Source organism: [Phormidium] sp. LEGE 05292 (genome assembly GCF_015207735.1).
Taxonomy (GTDB): Bacteria; Cyanobacteriota; Cyanobacteriia; order Cyanobacteriales; family Aerosakkonemataceae; genus Floridanema.
Genome location: NZ_JADEWG010000039.1, coordinates 16,471 through 36,682, shown reverse-complemented (window position 1 = coordinate 36,682; position 20,212 = coordinate 16,471). Strand labels below are relative to the sequence as shown.

17 protein-coding genes are annotated in these 20,212 nt (G+C 39.9%); 13 read left to right on the top strand and 4 right to left on the bottom strand.

Going from position 1 to position 20,212, the window contains the following annotated elements:
• Window positions 1-161 precede the first annotated feature (161 nt).
• On the bottom strand, window positions 162-575 hold the full coding sequence (locus IQ264_RS13365; protein WP_193981277.1) for a response regulator: 414 nt from the start codon (window positions 573-575) through the stop codon (window positions 162-164).
• A gap of 125 nt (window positions 576-700) precedes the next feature.
• On the opposite strand from IQ264_RS13365, the gene IQ264_RS13360 reads away from it, so the two are divergent.
• From IQ264_RS13360 to IQ264_RS13335, 6 genes are all read left to right on the top strand, one after another.
• Entirely contained in the window at window positions 701-3,253 is a 2,553-nt protein-coding gene (locus IQ264_RS13360; protein ID WP_193981276.1) for a DNA gyrase/topoisomerase IV subunit A, read from the top strand.
• 28 nt (window positions 3,254-3,281) lie between these two features.
• Complete coding sequence (locus IQ264_RS13355) at window positions 3,282-3,512, top strand: metallophosphoesterase (RefSeq protein ID WP_193981275.1); 231 nt, start codon at window positions 3,282-3,284, stop codon at window positions 3,510-3,512.
• Window positions 3,513-3,521: 9 nt separating this feature from the next.
• Window positions 3,522-4,787: an ABC transporter ATP-binding protein gene (locus IQ264_RS13350; protein WP_193981274.1), complete on the top strand. Its 1,266-nt coding sequence runs from the start codon at window positions 3,522-3,524 to the stop codon at window positions 4,785-4,787.
• 235 nt (window positions 4,788-5,022) lie between these two features.
• On the top strand, window positions 5,023-5,271 hold the full coding sequence (locus IQ264_RS13345; RefSeq protein WP_193981273.1) for a FeoA family protein: 249 nt from the start codon (window positions 5,023-5,025) through the stop codon (window positions 5,269-5,271).
• 57 nt (window positions 5,272-5,328) lie between these two features.
• Window positions 5,329-7,164 carry a ferrous iron transport protein B gene (feoB, locus tag IQ264_RS13340; RefSeq protein WP_193981272.1) on the top strand — a complete coding sequence of 612 codons (1,836 nt, stop codon included), beginning with the start codon at window positions 5,329-5,331 and terminating at the stop codon, window positions 7,162-7,164.
• A gap of 196 nt (window positions 7,165-7,360) precedes the next feature.
• On the top strand, window positions 7,361-7,537 hold the full coding sequence (locus IQ264_RS13335) for a hypothetical protein (RefSeq protein WP_193981271.1): 177 nt from the start codon (window positions 7,361-7,363) through the stop codon (window positions 7,535-7,537).
• 193 nt (window positions 7,538-7,730) lie between these two features.
• Here IQ264_RS13335 and dnaK read toward each other — a convergent pair whose 3' ends face one another.
• Window positions 7,731-9,656: a molecular chaperone DnaK gene (gene dnaK, locus IQ264_RS13330; RefSeq protein ID WP_193981270.1), complete on the bottom strand. Its 1,926-nt coding sequence runs from the start codon at window positions 9,654-9,656 to the stop codon at window positions 7,731-7,733.
• Between the two features lie 465 nt (window positions 9,657-10,121).
• A complete protein-coding gene (locus tag IQ264_RS32970; RefSeq protein WP_228061515.1) occupies window positions 10,122-10,328 on the bottom strand; it encodes a type II toxin-antitoxin system ParD family antitoxin in 207 nt (68 codons plus the stop codon).
• Window positions 10,329-10,614: 286 nt separating this feature from the next.
• On the opposite strand from IQ264_RS32970, the gene IQ264_RS13320 reads away from it, so the two are divergent.
• On the top strand, window positions 10,615-12,135 hold the full coding sequence (locus IQ264_RS13320; protein WP_193981269.1) for a pyruvate kinase: 1,521 nt from the start codon (window positions 10,615-10,617) through the stop codon (window positions 12,133-12,135).
• 56 nt (window positions 12,136-12,191) lie between these two features.
• Here IQ264_RS13320 and IQ264_RS13315 read toward each other — a convergent pair whose 3' ends face one another.
• Window positions 12,192-12,332 (bottom strand): hypothetical protein, encoded by a 141-nt coding sequence (locus tag IQ264_RS13315; protein WP_193981268.1) that lies wholly within the window; start codon window positions 12,330-12,332, stop codon window positions 12,192-12,194.
• Window positions 12,333-13,150: 818 nt separating this feature from the next.
• Here IQ264_RS13315 and IQ264_RS13310 point away from each other — a divergent pair.
• The 6 genes from IQ264_RS13310 to atpC all read left to right on the top strand — a co-directional run bounded on the left by IQ264_RS13310 (window position 13,151) and on the right by atpC (window position 20,205).
• On the top strand, window positions 13,151-13,600 hold the full coding sequence (locus IQ264_RS13310; RefSeq protein WP_193981267.1) for a late competence development ComFB family protein: 450 nt from the start codon (window positions 13,151-13,153) through the stop codon (window positions 13,598-13,600).
• An 843-nt stretch (window positions 13,601-14,443) separates the two neighbouring features.
• Complete coding sequence (locus tag IQ264_RS13305; RefSeq protein ID WP_193981266.1) at window positions 14,444-15,289, top strand: choice-of-anchor L family PEP-CTERM protein; 846 nt, start codon at window positions 14,444-14,446, stop codon at window positions 15,287-15,289.
• A gap of 738 nt (window positions 15,290-16,027) precedes the next feature.
• Window positions 16,028-16,900 (top strand): choice-of-anchor L family PEP-CTERM protein, encoded by an 873-nt coding sequence (locus IQ264_RS13300; protein WP_228061514.1) that lies wholly within the window; start codon window positions 16,028-16,030, stop codon window positions 16,898-16,900.
• 675 nt (window positions 16,901-17,575) lie between these two features.
• Entirely contained in the window at window positions 17,576-18,091 is a 516-nt protein-coding gene (locus IQ264_RS13295) for a PEP-CTERM sorting domain-containing protein (RefSeq protein WP_193981265.1), read from the top strand.
• Between the two features lie 165 nt (window positions 18,092-18,256).
• Window positions 18,257-19,708 (top strand): F0F1 ATP synthase subunit beta, encoded by a 1,452-nt coding sequence (gene atpD, locus IQ264_RS13290; protein ID WP_193981264.1) that lies wholly within the window; start codon window positions 18,257-18,259, stop codon window positions 19,706-19,708.
• A gap of 80 nt (window positions 19,709-19,788) precedes the next feature.
• Window positions 19,789-20,205: an ATP synthase F1 subunit epsilon gene (atpC, locus tag IQ264_RS13285; RefSeq protein WP_193981263.1), complete on the top strand. Its 417-nt coding sequence runs from the start codon at window positions 19,789-19,791 to the stop codon at window positions 20,203-20,205.
• The last annotated feature ends 7 nt before the right edge of the window (window positions 20,206-20,212 follow it).

Sequence of the window (20,212 nt, the reverse complement as noted above, 5' to 3'; positions counted from 1 at the left end):
CTACAAGGACGGGGTTTCAGACCCAAGAGGTTTTGATGAATCAGACAGACAAAATAGTGCTAAGTTTTTCCAAATTTATATTGCATACTCAGACTCTATCCTGCTCCCCTGTAAAAGGAATAGCTCAGTTAGGCTAGTGTAAGAGTATCTTGCCGTATTTATTAAGTTATGTTTTGAGAGTCTTTAGGCAGTAGAGCCATAATTTGATCGACAAATTCTTGATGATCGACCACAGGTTTAGAAATATAACCATCGGCACCGCTTTGTTTGAGGAAGTTTTCCCGATCGCCCTCCATCGCATGAGCCGTTACCAAGATCACAGGCAAGTTGGCAGTTTGAGGATCGGCCTTCAACATTTGGGTAATTTTAATCCCATCCACAGATTTACCTTGGTAACTACTGTTTTGTAGAGAAACGTCCATCAAAATTAAGTCAGCCTTACCATTTTGGGCAATTTGCATTACTTCTTCTACATTTTCAGTCCCCTTAACTTCTAAACCACCCCGCTTAGTCAGAATCTTCGAGAAAACACGAAGGTTAATTGGATCGTCTTCAACTATTAAAACAGTTTTCATTTTGGTTTCCTTTTGCCTAAATTCAGAATAAGACAGTATTGACTATGCCGTTTGATACTACTGTGAAAATTGTTAATTTCGCACCCATCGATTTTTTTTCGTCATCATTTAAGGAACATTAACTCATGGCAAAACAGTTAAACATACTCTCTTCAGGACAGATTATCACTACTGCTCTGCATACGGAGATGCAAAGGTCTTATCTTGAATATGCCATGAGTGTGATTGTCGGGCGAGCGCTACCTGATGTTAGAGATGGGTTGAAACCCGTACATCGACGCATCTTGTATGCGATGCACGAATTGGGATTAACGCCCGATCGACCTTACCGGAAGTGTGCTCGTGTGGTTGGAGACGTTTTGGGTAAATATCACCCCCACGGCGACCAAGCAGTTTATGATGCTTTGGTGCGAATGGTACAGGATTTTTCCTGCCGTTATCCTTTGTTGGCAGGTCATGGCAATTTTGGTTCGGTAGATAATGACCCTCCAGCGGCGATGCGTTACACTGAAACACGCCTTGCACCAATTAGTCATGAGGCGATGTTGAGTGAAATTGGCGAAGCTACAGTAGATTTTATCCCTAATTTTGACAATTCCCAACAAGAACCTGTAGTCTTACCTGCCCAATTACCTATTCTATTACTTAACGGCTGTGCTGGAATTGCTGTGGGGATGGCGACTAATGTCCCACCACATAATTTGGGCGAGTTGGTAGATGGATTAATTGCCTTAATTGATGATGCTAATCTCTCTGATGATAAGTTATTGGATTTAATTCCGGGGCCTGATTTTCCCACTGGGGGCGAAATTGTCGGTAGTGAGGGAACTCGCGAGGCTTATAGTACAGGAAAAGGGACGATTACGGTGCGGGGAATAGCCAAGATTGAAGAAATTCAAATTGGCAAAGGTCGTCACCGCCTAAGAGGAACGACGCGAAGTGCGATCGTAGTAACAGAGTTACCTTTTCAGGTGAATAAAGCAGCTTGGATTGAAAAGATTGCTGAGTTAGTTAATCAAGGTAAAATTGAGGGGATTGCGGATATTCGGGATGAGAGCGATCGCGAAGGAATGCGGGTAGTAATTGAACTAAAACGCGATGCTAGTCCGCAAGAAGTTTTGGAAAATTTATACAGACAAACGGCGCTGGCGAGTAATTTTGGGGCGATTTTGTTAGCGTTGGTAGATGGACAACCGAGACAGCTAACATTGCGGGAAATTTTACAAGAGTTTCTCAGTTTCCGGGAACAAACTCTGACTCGACAATATAGGCATGAGTTAGAACAAACGGAAAGACGTTTGCATTTAGTTGAAGGGTTAATTGCGGCTTTAGAAAATTTAGATGCGATTATTGAAATTCTGCGAAATGCGCCTGATGGATCGACGGCAAAAGTTACTTTTCAAAGTCGATTTAATTTTAGCGATCGCCAATCTGATGCTATTTTAGCAATGCCTTTGCGTCGGTTAACTGGTTTAGAACGTCAGCAATTACAACAGGAATTAACCGAACTTACGGAACGGATTGAAAATTTACAGAGATTGTTGAGCGATCGACATGAATTACTCAAAGCTTTGAAAAAAGATTTGCGTTCTTTAAAAAAGAAATACTCCGATCCTCGACGCACGCGCATTTACAATCCCAAAGTCACCGCCGCCACAACCAAGAAAACCCCAGAAAAGGAACCTAAAACTACTAGAGAACGCCGCCGAGATAAACCAAAAACGGAGGAAGTGGAAGGACAACTTTCCTTATTCACTCCCCTAACTTCTAGCACTCCTGAAGAAGCAAATTTAGAAATTACTCAGAAAGGTTATATCAGAAGATTGGCGAAAAATGGCAGTAAGTCTAATTTGAAATCTTCTGATGATCTGGTTGTGAAAACTTTCTCGACAACTACGGAAGCAGATTTAATAGTAGTAACTGGTAGTGGTAAAGCTTTCCCGGTCAAAGTTGGCGAAATTCCGCCTACTTCTGGACAAGCAAAAGGTACACCATTAGTTAGTTTATTACCGCAAGCTAAGGAAGTTCCTGAGACTTTGGTAGGATATTTTATTGCGCCGTCAGCAGAAGATTCTAGTAGCGTGGTTGTGGTGAGTCAACAAGGACGAATTAAGCGGTTAGTCAGTTCGGAATTCGCTAATTTAACTCGTCGTGGTTTAACAGTTTTAAAACTGAAAGAAGATGAGCAATTAGTATTTGCTCTACCGACAAACGAACGCGAAGAAATAGCTTTAGCTACCACTGGCGGACGTATTTTACGCTTCTTACTCAACGAACAACAATTACCTGTAATGAGTCGTGGTGCTGGAGGTTTACAAGCATTAAGATTAGGTCGTAACGAAAAATTAATTGGTGCTGTTAGCCTCAATCAAGATGATAATTTGTTGTTGGTTACTCATTTAGGTTATGCTAAACGTTTACCAATTAGTGCGATTCGTTTAGCGAATTTAGGTGATATTGGTACGCAAGCTTTACAATATACTAGCAAATCAGATACTTTAATTGGCATGATTGAAGTAATTCCCGAAACTAAAGTATTGCTGTTAACTGATACGCCAAGAATGGTGAATTTACCTGTGGAACGGATTCCTTTTTGGGGTAAGGATGGGACTGGCGATCGCATTAACAAGCTCAAAGAAGAAGAAAAAGTTGTCAATTTAGTAATCGTTGATGGATGATTGACAATAAGTAATTTCTTAATTAAGTATGCGGATTCTTGCTATTGGTGATATTCATGGTTGTGCGATCGCTTTCGATCATCTTCTTTCTGTAATACAACCACAGCCAGAAGATCAAATTGTTACTTTGGGTGATTATGTCGATCGTGGCTTAGATTCTAAAGGAGCGATCGATCGATTAATTACTCTTTTGGTGAACCTCGTAAATTTTCAATTAATAAATGCTTTAATCCAAAGTAATTTTAAAATTAGGATCTAGGAATAAATTATGGCACAAGTGGTTTTAGAAAATGTCTATAAAAGCTTTTCCGATCGCAAAGTAATTGAACAACCGGAAGCAGAAAAAGGAAATGATTCTCTCTCATCTACTCCTGTCTTACGCCGGATTAATTTGACGGTAGAAGATGGAGAATTTATGGTATTAGTAGGCCCTTCTGGTTGTGGTAAAAGTACATTACTGCGGTTAATTGCAGGATTGGAAGAATTAACCGGGGGTAATATTTGGGTGGGAGAACGTTTGGTGAATGATTTACCACCAAAAGAACGCGACATCGCAATGGTATTTCAAAATTACGCGCTCTATCCCCACATGACAGTTTATGATAATATCGCTTTTGGTTTGCGCCGAATGAACCGTAGAACAGGCATCTTGCCTGTAAATCCAGGGGAGAAGTTTTCGCAATTTAAGGAAGATGTTTTAGTTAAAGTAACCAAGTCTTTTCCTAAAGGTTTGCGTTACCTGTCAGCACGAGAGAAAGCTGTTCAGAAGCAAGTAAAAAATGTGGCGCAATTATTACAAATTGAGTCACTTTTGTCACGGTTGCCAAAACAACTTTCTGGGGGACAAAAACAAAGGGTAGCATTAGGACGTGCGATCGCCAGAAATCCCCAAGTTTTCTTAATGGATGAACCTTTATCAAATTTGGATGCCAAATTAAGAGCAGAAACTCGCGCTCAAATTGTTAAGTTACAAAGACAGTTGGGAACTACTACTATTTATGTGACTCACGATCAAACTGAAGCGATGACGATGGGCGATCGCATTGCGGTAATGAATCAAGGTCAACTACAACAATTAGCTAAACCTTTAGAATTATACAACAGTCCTGCTAATATGTTTGTGGCACAATTTATTGGTTCGCCACCAATGAATTTTATCCCGGTACAATTCCAAGCGCCACTGTTAATTAATCATCCCCATTTTCGTTTAACTTTACCGGAGATTTGGGAATCTGCTTTGCGAAAGTACGATCGCCAATCCCTAATTTTAGGCATTCGTCCCGAACATTTCAATCTCAGCGTTCCTGCACCAGAAAACTTACAAGTAGAAGTAGATTTGGTGGAAGCGTTAGGAAATGAAACTTATTTATCAGTTCATTTACTGGGTGAAACTAATCAGAATTTTACTTTACAAGTGCGAGTTACACCGGAAAAACAAGTAAGTATTGGTAATAAAATATCCTTAGAGTTAGAAAGTAAAAAAATTCATTTGTTTGACCCTGAAACTAACTTAGCAATCTTTCCGCAACCTTAAGAAATTTTTAAATTTCTTATTTAAAAATTAAGAGATACTTTGATTACATAATTTTTCTTAATAATAATAGACAATTAGCTTGTGACGATCTACCTAAAAGCTGCTTACCATCAGCATCAGAGGGTTTTGTCTAATTGAAAAAATCAACTAAATTAGCTATCAACACTAATTGAAAATATTTCCCAAATACTGTACTTTATAATCAGAAACAATAAAAATATACCTAACTCAAACAATGACTTTATCAGAACTAAAGCCGGGAAGTTTAGCGATCGTAGAAAGCGTACAACTCAGCCGTCACGGACAAGCATTAGCTAAACGCTTAGAAGCAATGGGAATAGTTCCTAATAGACCAATTCGAGTTTTACGGCAAGCTTGGTTTGGTGGGCCTTTACATATTCGAGTCGGTTCTACCACTGAAATAGCCATTAGAAGAACCGAAGCTAAAATGGTATTAATTCAAACAAATGGAACTACAAATTAAGCTGATAATTATTAAATCTAGCTAGCAATAAACTACTAAATTTGTGCAGAGGGAATTATGAACTGTCACTCAGGTACTACTGCTATAAAAGCCACTAAAGCAGTAAAAAGAGTTGCGCTAATTGGAATGCCCAACACCGGAAAATCAACTTTGTTTAATCGGTTGACAGGTGCAACAGCTTTTGTGGGAAATTGGCCTGGAGTGACAGTAGATTTATTGCAAGCTCATATTAATATTAATCACGAAACAGTAGAGTTTGTAGATTTACCGGGAATTTACGACCTCAACGGTTTTTCTGAGGATGAAAAAGTAGTTCAGTACTTTTTAGAAAGCTTTGGTGTTGATTTAGTTATTGTCATTCTAAATGCTGCCCAAATAGATAGGCAAATTCGCATAGCTTTGCAAATTAAAGCTTTAGGGTTGCCAGCCATTATCCTTCTCAACATGGCAGATGAAGCCAAGTATTATGGGGTGGAAATTCAGGTAAATGAGTTATCTAAACGCTTAGAATTACCAGTCTTTCTGCTCAGTGCTAAATATGGCAGAGGATACGAAAGAGCATATCGAGAAATTTGTCAGAAACTAGCAGAAAGCGTTACTACTCATAAGATTACTAATCTAAAAAATTGCTTATCTGAAAAAGCGGATATTTCTGTTGAAGAGATGGAAAATATCCTCACTGGTGCGGTACAGATGCCTTCGCAGATAGCAGTTAATATTACTCAGCAGATCGATCGCATTTTACTGCACCCAATCTTAGGTTTACCTTTGTTCTTTGCGGGAATGTTTGCGGTGTTTTGGGTAGTCTGGAATGTGGGATTACCTTCCCAAGACATCATGGATAAAATCACAGGTTGGTTACAAACTAATGCCATTGAACCATTAGTTAGTCCATTACCTAAATTAGCGCAAGATTTTATTGTCAATGGGCTTTGGGGCGGGTTAGCAACAGTCGCTTCTTTTGTGCCATTACTGGTATTGTTTTTCATGATTATGGCAGTTTTAGAAGATAGCGGTTATTTATCTCGTTCTGCCTATTTAATGGATGCTTTCATGGCGAAATTAGGGCTAGATGGGCGCAGTTTTGTCATGCAAATGATGGGATTTGGCTGCAATGTTCCAGCTTTAATGGGAACCAGAGTCATGCGTTCTAAAGCACTACGACTATTAACAATGTTAGTTATTCCCTTTGCTTTGTGTGCAGCGAGATTGCAAGTTTTTGTATTTATTATTGCGGCGGTTGTTCCTAATGGAAACGGTGTTTTAGTATTATTTTCTTTGTATCTCCTCAGTTTTGTCGCTGCGATCGTCACCGCTGCACTTTTTCAAGGAGTATTTAAAAATGAAGAACCTTTCGTATTAGAATTACCTCCTTATCGAGTACCGACTTTAAAGCACGTCCTTCTTAGAGGTTGGGGAGAAGTCAAACAATTTTTGACTAGGGCTTCTGGTTTTATTACTTTAGGTTGTGTCGCCGTTTGGGTAGTGACAAATTTACCTCTAGGTGCAACAGGATTAAATACTATTGGTGGGCAAATTGGGCAATTTTTAAGTCCAATTATGGAACCAATTGGCATTAATCCATATTTAACTTTAGCTTTATTATTTGGCGTAATTGCTAAAGAAGTTGTGGTAGGTTCTTTAGCAGTAATTTACGGATTAGGTGCTGATGCAGTGACTAACCAAATTGCGGGAACAGTCACATTTATTCAAGCATATAGTTTCTGTATTTTCTGTTTACTGTACACTCCTTGCTTAACCACAACAGCAACATTATTTAACGAAGCTAAATCCTGGAAATTCACTTTATTTGCTTTAGCTTATTCCTTTGGTTTAGCTTGGGTTGCTAGTTTCATATTTTACCAAAGTGCTTTAGCTTTAGGTTTTAAGTAATTCTCTATTAGACTTGGGGAAAAATTTAAAATAATCAGTTATTTTAGCCATATAATTATATTGGCTAGTGTTACTAGAAAAATTCTGAAGCAGTGGTGAAAAAACGGACAAAAAATATGTTTTCTGCTGTCTCTCTATTTTCTGGGGCTGGTGGTATTCAACGCGGTTCAAAACAGCCAAAATAGGAGCAAAGCTAATGCTAACAACATCACATCAGGATCGCTTTGTTCGTGCCCGATGTTCCCTAGCGGGATTATCGGTGGGTGACGCTTTTGGAGTCTACACTGGTGTGGAAGGAATTCCAAAAGCGTGGATTCAACAGACAGAGCCATTACCCAAATGGCCGTTTTTAGAACGCGATACTTTCTCTTAGATGAGGTGAGGAAATGCGATCGCACAAGCCGAAGAAGATATTCGTAACAGTCCCTTGACAGCTTATCGCTTAGGAAAAAACCAAAAAGGTTGATAAGGCGCAATTTAGTTACCATTATCAACCTTTTTGTTATTAGTTAAGTAATAGATAGTGGTAATTTCCCATTACCAACTACCTACTACCCACTACCACCTTACTTAGTTTCGGAAAACTCAGCGTCAATTACATCATCGCCACCGCCGGAAGTTCCGGGAGCACCGTCACCACCAGGAGCAGCACCAGTACCGTCGCCACCAGGAGCAGCACCACCAGCTTGCTGATAGATATTGCTACCGATGCTGTACAAGGTTTGTTGTACTTCTGGCATCAATTTCTTGATTTGTTCGTCGTCTTCTTTAGCAACTGCATCCTTCAAGTCTTTAATTAAACCTTCGAGTTTAGACTTGTCAGCAGCGGGTACTTTATCGCCCAATTCTGCAAGTTGTTTTTCTGCTTGGTAAGCTAAAGAATCAGCTTGGTTTTTGCGATCGATCTTCTCACGACGTTCCTTATCGGCAGAAGCATTTTGTTCCGCTTGTTTCACCATCTTGTCTACTTCATCTTTCGGTAAAGTAGAAGCGCCAGTGATGCTGATAGATTGAGCTTTACCAGTACCTTTATCCTTCGCAGTTACGTTCAAGATACCGTTAGCATCAATGTCGAAAATTACTTCGATTTGGGGTACACCACGAGGCGCTGGAGGAATACCATCTAAGCGGAAAGTACCCAGACTCTTGTTGTCGTTGGACATTTCCCGTTCCCCTTGGAGAACGTGAATTTCTACGTTAGTTTGTCCGTCAACCGCAGTGGAGAATACTTCCGACTTCTTGGTAGGAATGGTAGTGTTGCGAGTGATAATCTTGGTCATGACACCGCCGAGAGTTTCCACTCCCAGAGACAGCGGAGTTACGTCTAACAACAAGATACCAGAAGCGCCAGCATCGCCAGAAAGTACACCAGCTTGGATAGCTGCACCAACTGCTACTACTTCATCCGGGTTAACGCTTTGGTTAGGTTCTTTACCCAATACCCGTCTTACCACTTCTTGCACAGCGGGGATACGAGTGGAACCACCAACTAGTACTACTTCATCGATCGCAGATTTGTCAATCTTCGCATCGCGGATCGCGTTTTCTACTGGAACGCGGCTGCGATCGATCAAATCAGAGCAAAGTTCCTCAAATTTCGCCCGTGTTAACGTCATTTCTAAGTGTTTCGGACCTTCTTGAGTCGCAGTGATGAAAGGCAAGTTGATTTCCGCTTGTGTCACGCTGGACAATTCAATTTTCGCCTTTTCTGCTGCTTCCGTCAGACGTTGCAAAGCTTGTTTGTCTTTGCGAAGATCGATACCTTCGTCTTTGCGGAAAGTTTCAGCTAAGTAATCAACGATTTTCTTGTCGAAGTCGTCGCCACCCAGGTGAGTATCACCAGAAGTCGCCAACACTTCAAACACACCATCACCAATTTCTAGGATGGAAACGTCGAAAGTACCACCACCTAAGTCAAATACTAGAATGGTTTCATTAGCTTTCTTATCCAAACCGTAAGCTAGGGATGCAGCTGTAGGTTCGTTGATGATCCGCAGAACTTCAATCCCAGCAATCTTACCAGCGTCTTTAGTCGCTTGACGTTGGGAGTCGTTAAAGTAAGCAGGTACAGTAATTACTGCTTGAGTAACTGTTTCACCCAGATATTTGCTTGCGTCATCTACCAGCTTGCGAAGAACTTGTGCGGAGATTTCTTCGGGTGCAAATTGTTTGCCTTGTGCAGGACAATCTAATTTAACGTTTCCGTTGCCATCGCGCAGGACTTTATAGGAAACTTCTGTAGCTTCGTGAGTAATTTCTTCAAATTTACGTCCAATAAAACGCTTAACGGAATAGAAAGTATTTTCTGGGTTCATTACCGCTTGGCGCTTGGCGATTTGTCCGACTAAGCGATCGCCATTTTTAGCATAAGCTACCACCGAAGGTGTAGTCCGAAAACCCTCTGCGTTGGCGATGACTGTGGGTTTACCACCTTCCATTACTGCCACACAGGAGTTAGTCGTACCTAAGTCAATTCCAACAACTTTTGCCATAAGAGTGTTCGGTTTCCCAATCTAACTACAAAATTTACTAGGCTCGATTGACCAGATAGAATCGAGAGCAAGACAGCACTGCTAACTGCACCAACCGAGCCCTTTCACCTACTCTGTTCAACTTGTATATTGTTCTGCACTACACAGAACTCTTTTCTATACTGAGCGGGGATAGGGGCGATCATGAAGGCGAGGTTTCCGAACCTTGGAAGGACGGTTGCCTTTCGGGAGGTTTTTTCGTAGCTGCTTGGTGCTGCCACTAATCAATACTTTAAGCAATTCCACCCATTCCGGGATTGGTGCGAACCGTAATTAAATAGTTGTATTTGCCGTCTTTTGAGAAAGGCAGAAGGCAGAAGGCAGAAGGCAGAAGGTTTTTTGAAGGTTGAAGGGAAGAAAGGTAGAAGTTTTATTTCAAATTTTCATCAAGGTTAGTTCTATGTTTTACCCACTCTGACATATCAATTAACTCTTCATCTGCTCAAGCTTTTCTTGTAACTGTTGAAATACTACTTCACCATCAACAACTTTTCCTTGACGAATTTGCTCTTCTCCTTGAGCAATTTTTTTTATTAATTCAACTAACTGAGTTGCTGCGAGTTCGTTGTTAATCAGTTTTAAAGCTAAAGCGTTCACTTTTTCGATCGCTTCTTGTTCAGTTAAACCATACACCAAAACACCCGGTATTTCTAAAATTTCTGCAATCGAGTTCTTCTAATTTTTCTAAAATAATTGGCTGGATCATTGTTTCTTCTCTTTGGCAGTACTCCCGCTCGTAACTCTTAACCTATTCTTAATTTTATTATGATATCTAAATACGCTCGCCTCCCATCACCATCACACCTAGCATCATCATTAATTTACCCGATCGAACAACTCATTAATTATCTCTAAGATTTTGCCCCTCCATCGAAAAATCATGCAATCCTAATAATAGAATTATCGAGAAGGCAGTGTTATGCTGACTTTAGTTGCAACTCCCACCAACCTGAACAATTCTGATTTATCAGACCCTCTTCATCTACTCACAGCACTGCAAAATTTACGCCAGAGTGTTTACCAAGAAGGACAGGAAATTTTTCAACGCTGGCAACCTTCAATTCATAGAAGATCTTTTTTGTTAAGTGCTTTGAATTTAGCTTATTATTTAGCACTACGACATCACGATTTACGACCATTACAAACCGCACTTGTACCTTGGGGATTATCTTCTTTAGGTCGCAGTGAATCGAGAGTTTTACCGAATTTAGATGCCGTAATTACTACTTTAGGCGAACTGGTTAATGCTGACCCTAGTAGTTTACCAGGTCGTCGTCCTTTGCGGGCTTTTTTCCGAGGCGATCGCCTTTTGCAAAAAGAAGTAGAAGCAGTTTTCGGCAAAACTTTTGCCCACCGTCAAAGCAGAATCATGGTGACATTACCCAATCAAGCAGCAGAAGATTTTTCCCTAGTTTTACAACTAGTAGAATGCGGTTCTGATTGCTTCCAAATTAACTGTGCCCACGATAATTTAGAAATTTGGAAATCAATCGTTAAAAATATCAGACTTGCCTCCGAAAAAACGGGGAAAAATTGTAAAATATTTATGGATTTAGCAGGGCCGAAACCTCGTACATTAGAGGTAGTTTCGCCTGATGCAAAAAGTCGGATGTTCGTTGGCGATCGCTTACTTTTAACTCCTAACTCTCCCCAAACAACAGACCCCACAATTCCCTTCCGCGCCAGTTCCAGTTTCCCCGAAATCTTAAACCAACTCCAAAAAAATGATCCGGTTTGGATTGATGATGGTCATATTGGAACAAAAGTAATTTCTCTCACTTCTGAAGGCGCAATTTTAGAAGTAACACACACCCGTCCTAAAGGAGAAAAACTTCGCCCAGAAAAAGGTTTGAATTTTCCAGAAACAGTAATTCAACTTTGTCCATTAACCGAAAAAGATTTCCGCGATTTAGATTTTGTCGCCCTTCATGCTGACATAATTGGTTATTCTTTTGTCCAAACAGCAGCAGATGTGGCATTGTTACAAACCGAAATTCAAAAACGTTTACAAAATTCCCCCAAAAAAATCGCCATTGTCGCCAAAATTGAAACCAAAGAAGCAATTCGTAACCTCCCAGAAATCATGGTACAAGCAGCAGGAAAACAACCTTTAGCCGTGATGATTGCTAGAGGAGATTTAGCAGTAGAAATTGGTTATCAAAGATTAGCTGAAATGCAAGAAGAAATACTTTGGTTATGTCAATCCGCTCACATTCCCGTAATTTGGGCAACCCAAGTATTAGAAAATCTCGCCAAAACTGGTATCCCTTCCCGCGCCGAAATTACTGATGCTGCAATGGGAGAAAGAGCAGAATGTGTGATGTTAAATAAAGGGCCATTTATTAACGAAACAGTGACAATTTTAGATGATGTTTTGCGCCGCATGGAAGCTCATCAATTGAAAAAAACTCCCCAATTAAGAGCTTTACATTCTTGGTAGCAAATAGTATGGTGCGTTAGTACAACGTAACGCACCATTACTACTAAATCGAAGAATTAACCCACATGAATCATGTCAAAGTTAGCTTTAAAGTAATTGTAAGAAAGAGTTAAGAACCCAGTTGATTCACCTGGTAGAGAATTAAGTCCCCAAGGATTGTACAGCGTAATTGTTCCAGCACTGGTGTTAGTATCCACAATGCTATATTCGTGACCTAATCCCGGATTACCTGCTGAAAGCGCCCAAACGTCTCAATGATGTGCAATAGTTGGTATTTTGTAAATCTTGGGATGGAATTTCTTGTAAAGAAATTGCTGAGCAGGCTGTTTATGATGCAGAGTATATTAAACTGGTCGGTTTTCAATTATGGAATTTACTTAGTAAAGCATTGGGAGAAAAAGTTACTAAGAGTAATATCCACTCAGTACTAGCACACAATTCCTTTAATTGCGAAAATTAAATATTAATAATCCCTGTAAAGCTAATTATTTATATCCCATTGATAATGATTCAGTGACTAATAATTGCTGTCAAGATTGGGGAGAGCTGTATTTAAGAAAAGTGCAACATGACGCACCTTGACCGTATATAATGTCTTATTTTTGCAGAATGTAAAAACTTGGCGAGAAAATAGAGCAAAAGATCGATCGTCAAAAGCAAAACCAGAAGCAGGTCTGAGATTTCCTAGTTTGTACAACTCTTTAACACACTAGTCATACTAAATAAGTATATCATTAAGGAGTATATTTACTTACGCCTTAATTCGCAATACTAAGATAACAATTATAACACAAACAAGTACAAAACTGCGGAAGGTGAGTGATAAATTCATCAAAAATTATCTAGAGTCTACAGCATTTTGATTAACTGCAAACGAGACATTATCAAACTTTTATCAAAGATTCTGTTTAAGCTTTTAGTGTAAAATTTTGATGAACTTAAAAGCAAACAATTGACTACCTTGCCAAAACCTCTGTATATTTCCTTACGTAGGGTTTCAGTATTGTTTTTTCCCATGAGTGCATCAGATTTTCAACCCATTATTTATCGCAATGCTCTTGAGCCAATAGTAATTCAAGAAGTAGAACAACAACTTCAAAAGCTATCGCCAAATATCCTTCAATATATTAATTCTGCACAAATCGTAGCCTACGCACTTAATCGTCTCCCTGCTTTATATGCTACCAGCAAAGAAGGATGGAATGCTCAACAATTACGTGCTAAGAAGCAAATGAAAGAGCAAATTGTTACTGCTGTGCGTCAAGGTTTGGCAGCTGTGCAAAGAGATCCTTTAAAAATTTCCACTCCTTTGCTAGTAGAAGAAGTTAAAGAAGAGGAAAAAGTAGAAATTAAAGCAGAAGACGAAGCGCAAACTCAAGAGAAAATTACAGCAGCAGCAGCAACTAGAACATTTTACCAAACAGAGAAGCGTAGCTTTTTTATTGATGGATGGGATGCTGGTTAACCCAATTTTTTCTGCTATTTGAAGAACTGCAAGACTATTTTTGCATAACGGTTTTAAATAGTCAATTTTTTCTTTGGATAATTTTTTTAATTTCTCAGGGCTTATGTAGCCATCCTGAATGTAGAGATAAATCATGAATTGTCTCTACATTCAGGATAGATAGAGTTTTTTCCCAATGGCTGCGTAAGTCCAAGTAAAACTACTGACTTTGCCCAAAATAAGTTTTTTTAATCAAGTCAACGAATATATACAGTATCTTTACTGGGAAAGAAAGCCCATTTTTTGTTTCTATTGCTTTAAATATTGATAATTACGTAATCTTTACCAAATTCCGCTCTGACCCCATCAATTTTGTAATTTATCTACATATTCACCCGTAAATCTAAGCAAAATTTATCCGTAAAATCTTCTATTAATTTGTAAAAATACAGTAATTACACTCAAAAATATTCTTGTTTTTATTCTATAAAAAATCAAAATTTTATTCCTTTCATTTAACCAATAACTTATCCATACGTCAAGTAAACAAAAGAAAATTTCATACAATATTTAAAGTTTTTGGTTGCGACAACAATGGCTAAAACCCTTTATTTACAATAATTTTATTGAAAAGTGTTTACTAGGATAAAGAGCAATACATAACCTAAAAAATATTGTTTCGATGAAGATTAGCTAAAAATAGTGACGCTGCTAATTGGGTTATGACATTCTGTTTTTAGTGTGAGATTCAGATGAGTACGAAACTACCGCAACGTAAGTTTTAAAAATATTGCTGGGGTAGTTTTTATCAAAAGATTTTCTACAAATCGATGTGAAGATTTGAAATATTTAGAGGTAAGCAAGATGAAACTGTTACAAAAAGCCGCCTCCGCGATTGCTACTACAGCCGCCCTCAGCATAGCTGGTGTCCCAGCAATGGCTTTTACAGTAAATCAAGACAATAATGGTTCTAACTTGCTAAACGCTTTGTTAGGCACTACAAATGGTTTAAGTAATTTTTCTGTAACCACTACAGGTAATGCTGCCGCCTTTGGTCTTTTCAGCGGCGATCCGTTTGGTTTGGATTCTGGTATCGTCCTGAGTAGTGGGAAAGTAGCAGATATACCGGGAGTGAACAGTGCTGGCACGGATTTAAGCACAAGTTTTGGAACCCTTGGTGATACACCGGGCAGCTATGACTTAGCTAAGCTGGATATCAGCTTTGATGCCGACAGCACAGCAGACAAGGTGTTCTTCCAATATGTCTTTGGGTCAGAAGAATTTGTAGAATGGGCAGGTAGCAGTTACAATGACTCTTTTGAGTTGCTGCTGAATGGTGTGAACTTGGCTAAGTTGAGCGACGGCAAGACAGTCACGATTAACAACCTTGCCACTAGTCCTTCTGGGCCTTTTCACGCAGACTACATTAACAATCCAGCTGGCCCTGGTACGGTCACTAAATTGGATGGCTACACGAAAGGTTTGACCTTTGAAGGACTGCTGAACAAGAATGCTAAAAATACTTTGAGCATCAAGATTAAAGATGTGGCAGATGGTGGTTGGGATTCTGCGGTGTTCCTCAAAGGCGGCACTCTGGGAACAGTGAATCCTGAAGCAGTTCCCGAACCAGGTACAGTGCTTGGCTTGCTTGCTGTTGGTGGTATGGCTTTCCTCAAAGGTCGGAAGCAGCAACGTGAAATTAAAGGGTAGGAAATCTTTGGAGTTTTCTATCGTTTGATAGAATAATCAATAATATTTTATATACTAGCCACTGTGTCTTATTTGGGGACACAGATATTTTTTTTGAGAGGTTTTGAAGGCATTATTATGAATGCGGATTTACTAAAAATAGTACTAAATTATATTATCTTCACTCCCAACTCCCCTAAATACGGAAACCTACTTGAATTTCACATAATCTAAATATATTTTTTGCTTTTTAAGTAGTTTTAAGTAGTTACTAAGAACTCTGGGAGCCTTGCACTGAAGGATTTTCCTGGTTTTAAAGCTTAACTTTACAAATCTGAACATATCATTTTAATGAAAACTACGTAAAGGTACTTGCCACTTATATAAAGTTTATGCCAAGCTTGAGTTAACAATAACCCTCTGAGCAGTGCCAGATTAACTGAATTGGTAATCTTAGCAAAGATTGCCAGCTTGTATGGATTGGGTGCAAGAGCGATCGCGCTATTTATAAGGGCTTACTGATCAGCACAAATAGTTAAAACTTTCACAATCTGTATTTACCATGATCCAGACGAGTTCTTGACCATGATTTTAACCACGTTAATTATGTCATATCCATACAAGAAAAAAGGACAGTTATTGATTTGATGCAGATGTTGGAGCGCAGAAGATTATTGCGATCGGCCTACGGCATTGCAAAACAGTAAATACTTTTGATTCTTTCCACAATCAACTTTTAGTTTGGAGAAGCAAGTTCCCATGTCTATCAATACGTTTCTTTCCAAATTGCAACTTTGGCACAAAACTACTGCCGCAGCTATTGCGACAAGTGCGGCCCTCAGCGTAGTTGGTACTCCAGTAATGGCCTTTACTGTAACTCAAAACAACAATAGTTCTGATTTGCTAAACGCTTTGTTAGGCACTACAAGTGGTTTGAGTAATTTTTCCGTAACCACCACAGGTAATGCCGCCGCTTTTGGTACTTTCAGCGACGATCCGTTTGGTTTGACAAAGGGTATCGTCCTGAGTACTGGGAAAGTAGTAGATATACCGGGAGTGAACAGTCCAGGCACAGATTTAAGCACAGATTTTGGATCTCCGGGCGCTACTGATGATTTAGCTCAGCTGGATATCAACTTTGATGCGGACAGCACAGCAGACAAGGTGTTTTTCCAATACGTCTTTGGGTCGGAAGAATTTAAAGAGTATGGGGGTAGCGTATACAATGACTCTTTTGAATTACTGCTCAATGGGGTGAACTTGGCTAAGTTGAGTGACGGTCAGACAGTCGCAGTTAACAACCTTGCCACTAGCCCTACTGGGCCTTTTCACCCAGACTACATCGACAATCCGGCTGGCCCAGGCACACTCACCAAATTGGATGGCTACACGAAAACTTTAACCTTTGAAGGATTGTTGAACAAGAATGCCAAAAACACTTTGAGCATCAAGATTAAGGATGTGAGTGATGGGATTTTGGATTCTGCGGTACTCCTTAAAGGTGGTACTCTGGGAACGGTTAAACCAGTTCCCGAACCAGCTTCTACTTTGGGCTTGTTAGCCCTTGGTGCAATGGGGGCAGGTTCGATGCTGAAGCGTAAACAGCAACAAAAAGGAATTGAAAAAGCTTAACTTAATAACCTAAGACCGATTTACTAATAGAAGGCTTAGGCTAACACTTGTAACAAATCTGTCAAACTAGATTAAAGCACAATCCGTGTTTTCCCCAGTGGAAAGCGCGGCTATTTTTTGCAGATTAGCGTAATCCAGAGGTCAATGTCTGACCAGAAAGAATAGTTTTTGGTGATGATATGACCGTTCAATTAGCTTTATTTATTAATTATATTATGAAAATACTTTGATAAACAGTAAAATTGGCTACTATTTTCATGTTTAGCCAGAATTAGCAGTAATCTTGAGCATAATTAAGTAGATAGGATTTACGCACTCAGCCAGCATAAAAGTCAGTTTCGTAAAGGTAGATAAGTGGAAGGTTCTTTGTTTCTTCTTCAGATGACTTTATACCTATTTAATACTAACAGAGCAAACTCTAAATTTAACGTAATCAATAATTTTTTATAAAGATTATATGAAGAATAGCGGAAACTCATGACAGTGATCTTTGGGATATGGTAGCTTAGATCTCTAAAACGAAATTCAAATACTCGCAAAACTACTTAGTTCAAGTTATTTGAAAAATTTTTAAAGATCTTCAGGGTTAGTTTCTACCAATACAAAAGTTATCGGGGATTGCCCTTTTAGGGTATCAGCACTACCAACTTTAACTTGTTTGGAGAAATTGGAAAAATGGCTATTTTAACTACGATGAGTACAAAAATTTTGAATAAATTAGTGTTAGGTGTCGCTGTAGGTGCTATTTCTCTATTAGCAATGAAAGCAAATCCAGCTAATGCTGCTTCTGTAAAATTCGCAACAAAATGGGATATCTATCCTTGGGGAAGTGGTAGTTTTACAGGTCTTGATAATAATTTAGATAACCTTCTGACATTGGATGAACTTACTTCTTTTATCTTCTCTTCACCACCAACAATAGCCGATCAATATATTACTTTAAATGATTTAAAAGATTTTGGTAGTTTTAACTTAAATACAGGGGTATGGAATGCAGACGCAGCTGGCTGGGGAAATCCTACGGGTTCTTACTTCAGTACGGGAAATGGGTTTTCTGCTCATACTCCATATACTATTGTCATGGTTGATTATGCCCCACCAGCATCAGCGACTGTCCCCGAACCAGCTTCTATTTTGGGCTTTCTGGGGTTAGGTACTCTAGGTATAGGTTCGATGCTGAAGCGAAAATAGGAGCAAAAAGCGTATTTTAACTAGCTTTAACCGATTTACTAATATCGGGTTAACTAGTAGAGGGGACTGATTTTTTTTGGCAAGGATCGATCGCGTTCAGTAGTAAACTAAAGAGTGGCATTGCTAAATGTTAAGACGATTTCCCTTATTGAGATAGGCGCAAGCATGGTAGCCACCACAGAAAAGACAAATATCGGGCGGATTACCCAAATTATTGGTCCCGTTGTAGACGTTGAGTTCTCCGGCGGCAAAATGCCGCGAATTTACAACGCCTTGATTGTCCAAGGCAAGAATGAAGCTGGACAAGATGTATCCGTAACTTGCGAAGTACAACAATTGTTGGGCGACAACCAAGTACGCGCTGTTTCCATGAGTACCACTGATGGATTAATTCGCGGTATGGAAGCAATCGATACTGGCGCTCCCATCAGTGTACCTGTTGGGGCTGGTACGCTGGGTCGGATTTTTAACGTATTGGGCGAAACTATAGACAACTTAGGCCCCGTAAATTCTACAGAAACCTCTCCTATTCACCGGGAAGCACCCAAGCTGGTTGACTTAGAAACCTCTCCTTCAGTGTTTGAAACTGGCATCAAAGTTGTAGACCTGTTAGCACCTTATCGTCGGGGTGGCAAAATTGGTCTGTTCGGTGGTGCGGGTGTAGGCAAAACCGTAATTATTCAAGAACTGATTAACAACATCGCTAAAGCTCATGGTGGTGTGTCAGTGTTTGGTGGTGTGGGCGAACGCACCCGTGAAGGTAATGACCTTTACAATGAATTCAAAGAATCCGGTGTTATTAACGAAAAAAATATCGCCGATTCTAAAGTAGCACTGGTGTACGGTCAGATGAACGAGCCACCAGGAGCTAGAATGCGTGTGGGCTTGAGTGCTCTGACAATGGCGGAATACTTCCGGGATGTGAACAAGCAAGACGTGCTGCTGTTCATTGATAATATCTTCCGGTTTGTACAAGCTGGTTCAGAAGTGTCGGCGCTGTTAGGTCGGATGCCTTCTGCGGTAGGATATCAGCCAACTCTGGCAACAGAAATGGGTGAGTTGCAAGAACGGATCACTTCTACTAAGGAAGGTTCGATTACTTCGATTCAAGCAGTTTACGTACCAGCAGACGACTTGACTGACCCCGCACCTGCTACTACTTTTGCTCACTTGGATGCAACAACTGTGTTGTCTCGTGGTTTGGCATCTAAGGGAATTTATCCAGCGGTAGATCCTCTGGATTCTACTTCTACTATGTTGCAACCTGATGTTGTGGGCGAAGAGCATTACAGAACTGCTCGCGCTGTACAGTCTACCTTGCAACGTTACAAGGAACTGCAAGATATTATTGCGATTCTCGGTTTGGATGAGTTGTCGGAAGATGACCGTTTGACTGTGGCGCGGGCTCGGAAGATTGAGCGTTTCTTGTCTCAACCTTTCTTTGTGGCAGAAGTGTTTACTGGTTCTCCTGGTAAGTATGTGAAGTTGGAAGATACGATTAAAGGTTTCCAACGCATTCTTTCTGGTGAGTTGGATGAGTTACCAGAACAAGCTTTTTACATGGTGGGTACCATTGAAGAAGCGATCGCAAAAGGCGAAAAACTCAAAGCTAAGTAATTAGGATGTAGGGCAGGGAAAAATCATCTCTGCCCCTCTAGGCAAAATCGGAAATCTAAAATCTAAAATCGCAAATCGAAATGACTTTAACAGTTCGTGTGATTGCACCAGATAAAACTGTCTGGGATTCTACTGCGGAAGAAATAATTCTGCCCAGCACTACTGGACAATTAGGTATTTTAAGTGGTCACGCTCCACTTTTGACGGCTTTGGATACTGGAGTAATGCGTGTTCGCCCGGATAAAAACTGGGTGGCGATCGCTCTGATGGGCGGTTTTGCGGAAGTGGAAAATAATGAGGTGACGATTTTGGTTAATGGTGCAGAACGTAGCGATTCGATCGATCTCGAAAAAGCTCGTGCTGCTTACAGTAAAGCTCAAGAGCGTTTTAACCAAGTACAAAACAGCGAAAATCGTCAGGAAAAAATTCAGGCTACTCAAGCTTTGAAAAGAGCTCGCGCTCGTTTTCAAGCTGCTGGTGGTATGGTTCAAGTTTAGTTTTTGC

Bases quoted from the DNA above. Each gene is read 5' to 3' on its own strand.
- IQ264_RS13365 (WP_193981277.1), bottom strand. From the start codon at position 575: ATGAAAACTGTTTTAATAGTTGAAGACGATCCAATTAACCTTCGTGTT.
- IQ264_RS13360 (WP_193981276.1), top strand. From the start codon at position 701: ATGGCAAAACAGTTAAACATACTCTCTTCAGGACAGATTATCACTACT.
- IQ264_RS13355 (WP_193981275.1), top strand. From the start codon at position 3,282: ATGCGGATTCTTGCTATTGGTGATATTCATGGTTGTGCGATCGCTTTC.
- IQ264_RS13350 (WP_193981274.1), top strand. From the start codon at position 3,522: ATGGCACAAGTGGTTTTAGAAAATGTCTATAAAAGCTTTTCCGATCGC.
- IQ264_RS13345 (WP_193981273.1), top strand. From the start codon at position 5,023: ATGACTTTATCAGAACTAAAGCCGGGAAGTTTAGCGATCGTAGAAAGC.
- feoB (WP_193981272.1), top strand. From the start codon at position 5,329: ATGAACTGTCACTCAGGTACTACTGCTATAAAAGCCACTAAAGCAGTA.
- IQ264_RS13335 (WP_193981271.1), top strand. From the start codon at position 7,361: ATGCTAACAACATCACATCAGGATCGCTTTGTTCGTGCCCGATGTTCC.
- dnaK (WP_193981270.1), bottom strand. From the start codon at position 9,656: ATGGCAAAAGTTGTTGGAATTGACTTAGGTACGACTAACTCCTGTGTG.
- IQ264_RS13320 (WP_193981269.1), top strand. From the start codon at position 10,615: ATGCTGACTTTAGTTGCAACTCCCACCAACCTGAACAATTCTGATTTA.
- IQ264_RS13310 (WP_193981267.1), top strand. From the start codon at position 13,151: ATGAGTGCATCAGATTTTCAACCCATTATTTATCGCAATGCTCTTGAG.
- IQ264_RS13305 (WP_193981266.1), top strand. From the start codon at position 14,444: ATGAAACTGTTACAAAAAGCCGCCTCCGCGATTGCTACTACAGCCGCC.
- IQ264_RS13300 (WP_228061514.1), top strand. From the start codon at position 16,028: ATGTCTATCAATACGTTTCTTTCCAAATTGCAACTTTGGCACAAAACT.
- IQ264_RS13295 (WP_193981265.1), top strand. From the start codon at position 17,576: ATGGCTATTTTAACTACGATGAGTACAAAAATTTTGAATAAATTAGTG.
- atpD (WP_193981264.1), top strand. From the start codon at position 18,257: ATGGTAGCCACCACAGAAAAGACAAATATCGGGCGGATTACCCAAATT.
- atpC (WP_193981263.1), top strand. From the start codon at position 19,789: ATGACTTTAACAGTTCGTGTGATTGCACCAGATAAAACTGTCTGGGAT.